The organism is Bartonella sp. AA83SXKL (assembly GCF_042196965.1).
In the GTDB taxonomy this organism is placed as follows: Bacteria; Pseudomonadota; Alphaproteobacteria; order Rhizobiales; family Rhizobiaceae; genus Bartonella.
This window is the reverse complement of sequence record NZ_JBHIRG010000058.1, coordinates 1-3,312: the sequence shown is the minus strand read 5'-3', so window position 1 is coordinate 3,312 and position 3,312 is coordinate 1. Positions and strand designations below refer to the sequence as shown.

The following is a 3,312-nucleotide window of genomic DNA, read 5'->3' as shown; positions in this document are numbered from 1 at the left end:
AAACGGTTTTAATGACATTTCAACTCCTCATGTCTTGATCCCATAAATTACACTCACATTAACGGGGCGCGTTTCAATACCACCAACCCTCTCTGCCATGAGATGATGTTCATGATGCTCTCTGTCATTCAGACCTTCTGTTATAGGCGTTGAATAATATAAAAAATTAGCAAAGGGGCTCCTGATAAACCAAGGTAAACGTGGCGGCTTGTCTTTTTCTGTAAACCAAAAGGGAGTCTCTACCTGTGGACTTCCTGCTATTTGGTCAAATTCTTGATTACACTTGTCCAAAGCATCCCCACTCAAACCTACACACTCTTCGTCTATAGCTCTCTTTCGCCTTGTCACGGGCGCTTCAGTAGAAGAAACATCCCGTTTTTTTCGAGAAGAAAGACCTTCTGATGACTCCGGACCTATAAAATGTTCATGCGCTTTTAAAGAACAGGGTTGTATACTTGCAAAAGAACGCCAAGGGTCTAAATTGCGTTCATTATCAAGTCCCCGTAAAAATAGCCCCCGAAAATCGGGAACATTAAACGTCGTGGCGCCATCCCCTTCTCCCCACGTCGTCCCTATTACTTCAAACAAGGCTCTATACGTTCTTCGCGAATAAGCCTTCCCATCACATGGCAACCAACCATCTGGCAAGCGCTCCATTGCAAACGGTCCTATCAGACCGGAAGGTAAACGTTTTAAGGAAGAAACTTTGCTCCTTGTCGGGTTGAGAACTTGCCAACCCGTAAGCTCTTCATCATACACAAGCGTATAAAGACAGCCATCTTGTATCTCTCCTCCCGATAAGGCTAATAAACCGGTTTCTGTTGCCTTATAAACGGGCTTACCGGCTAAATTATTTAAAGCAATTGTTGTCGCCCCAACATTCTTGCCCTTCGCTTTAAAACAAACCGATATGCCATTCTTATACTCTAAAAATGCCGATTGACTTAGAAGCCTTATCACGCTCGTCTTTTGGTTATTATCAACCGTCACAATCCCTTCAAGCACGCCGCCCGTATCCGATAAATACTCACTTATCCTTTGCATCATAAAACGAGCGCTATTATTAACCGTGTTAGGGTGCTGTCCCTCTGACCAATTAATTAAAGCATCAGCACCACCATTCTCAGATGCTGTTAAAGACCAATCATAAATCGTGGACATCTAAACCTCACGTCTTGATTCCAAACACAACACTCATATTAATCGGGCGCGTCTCACTTATACCTGAACTTGCCAATGCAACATCACGCATGTGAAGGTGGGAATGGGGAAAGGCGAGCTTATGGTGCACGCGTATATCCTCTGCCCTCACGCCCAAACGTTCAGCAAGCTTCAATCTTTGCTGGTCATTCAACACATATCCCCAGATGATCGTCATATCACCATGCCAACTCTCTTCCTGATTTTCATCATTCAAAATCGTAAAGGATTGACCCCCATGGTCATGCTTTCTCATTGCGTCATTTTGTAAAGTGCCAAGATAACGAAAGCGGTCTATCTCGCGGTCATCATCAACACCTCGTAAAAAAACACCACGCAAATCGGGAACATTAAACTTCGTCCAACTATCAGCGCCTCCCCACCTGATCCCTATCGCTTCATAAAGAGCAGGATAATCACGACGCAAATAAGCCTTCCCATCACATGGTAACCAGCCATCTGGCAAAACTTGCATCCCAAAAATCCCTATCGTCCCTAGTGGATAAACAGGGATAACCGGCTCTTGCGATAAAGAGAGAGGCGTAGGATTTAAAACTTGCCAAGCATGATCCCTATAAACCAAGCTATAAATGCACCCCCTTTGAAGCTCGCCTCCCGATAAAACACGGAGACCTAATTCCGTCGCCTTGTAAACAGGTTTAGCGGCTAAATCATTCAAGGCAATTGCGGTTTCCCCAACATTCTTGCCCTTCGCTTTAAAATAAATTGATATCCCATTCTTATACTCTAAAAATTGCGATTGGCTTTGAAGTCTTATCAACGTCGTCTGGTGTTCAGCATCAACCGTAAAAGTGCTTTCAATCACACCACTCGTATCCGATAAATACTCACGCACACGTTGCATCATCACACGAGCACTATTATTCAGACTACTAGGACGTTGTCCTTTTGACCAATCAATCAAATCATCACAATAGGCATTCAAGGAGGCATTTAAAGACCAATCATAGATCGTCGACATCTTACACCTCATGTCTTAATCGCAAACAGAACACTCACATTAACTGGACGCGTCTCGCCTTCACCAGTGCTCTCCAAAACAACCTCTTGGTTCTCATCAAGAGTATGAGAACTTACAATGTAGCCCCCTAAATTCTCACGCTCTATGCCCATAAAATTCGCTAGAGAACTCCCCCCAAACAAGCCTAGACGATAACCCAACACATCTGTCGTATTCCCATCCCAAAAGTTTTCGTTGCTGGTAAAATGAGACATCGAAAGGCTCTGTCCTTGATGTTGATGCGACTCAATTAAATCTGTTTGCACACTTGCAAAAGAACGCCCCTCATCAATATTGCGCCCTCCATCAAGCCCCCGTAAAAACATCCCTCGAAAATCGGGAACATTAAATGTCGTGGCGCCATCACCCTCTCCCCAAACCGTTCCTATCGTCTCAAATAAATCACCATAATCACGACGCAAATAAGCCTTCCCATCGCAAATTAACCAATCCTTTGGAATCCCGCGCATTCCAAACGTTCCTATAAAACCCGTGGGATAAAGATTGCTTTCTTCTTCTTCTAAAGGGAGTGGGGTAGGATTAACAAGATGCCAATGATCTCCATTATAAAACAATGTATAAATGCACCCTTGTTGGATTTCCCCCCCTGATAAAAGCGATAAACCCGTTTCTGTTGCTTTATAAACCGGCTTGCCATCTAAAGCATTTAAGACAATCGTGGTCGCTCCAACATTCTTACCCATAGCCATAAAGCGCAAAACGATACCATTCTTATACTCTAAAAATTGCGATTGGCTTTGAAGTCTTATCACACTCGTTTGTTGGACATGATCATTTGTAACAATGCCTTCAAGCTCTCCACCCGTGTCTGACAAGTATTCCTTTACGCGCTGCATCATCACACGGGCGCTTGTGTTCACACTGCTAGGATGCTGTCCTTCGGACCAATCAATCAAATTATCCACGCGCGTATTATCCGACGCTCTAAGCGACCAATCATAAATCGTTGACATTTCTCGTGAATCCTAGCTTCTGTAAAATGGTCCGTAAAATGCCCGCATGAATTGCGTCATCAAAGGATTATCATCATCATCACTCTCTTCTTCTTCCGAAGCCTCTTCTTGTGATGC

The 3,312-nt window shown here is 43.9% G+C and carries 3 protein-coding genes and 1 pseudogene; all 4 read right to left on the bottom strand.

All coding sequences use genetic code 11. The annotated features are described in order from the left end of the window. Window positions 1-27: 27 nt before the first annotated feature. Entirely contained in the window at window positions 28-1,161 is a 1,134-nt protein-coding gene (locus tag ACFINO_RS09400) for a phage tail protein (protein ID WP_375655539.1), read from the bottom strand. A gap of 7 nt (window positions 1,162-1,168) precedes the next feature. After that, entirely contained in the window at window positions 1,169-2,182 is a 1,014-nt protein-coding gene (locus ACFINO_RS09395; RefSeq protein WP_375638659.1) for a phage tail protein, read from the bottom strand. A gap of 8 nt (window positions 2,183-2,190) precedes the next feature. Then, window positions 2,191-3,195, bottom strand: a complete 1,005-nt coding sequence (locus ACFINO_RS09390; RefSeq protein WP_375638658.1) for a phage tail protein — start codon at window positions 3,193-3,195, stop codon at window positions 2,191-2,193. A 12-nt stretch (window positions 3,196-3,207) separates the two neighbouring features. Then, a pseudogene (locus ACFINO_RS09385) lies at window positions 3,208-3,312 on the bottom strand (lytic transglycosylase); the annotation flags it as partial.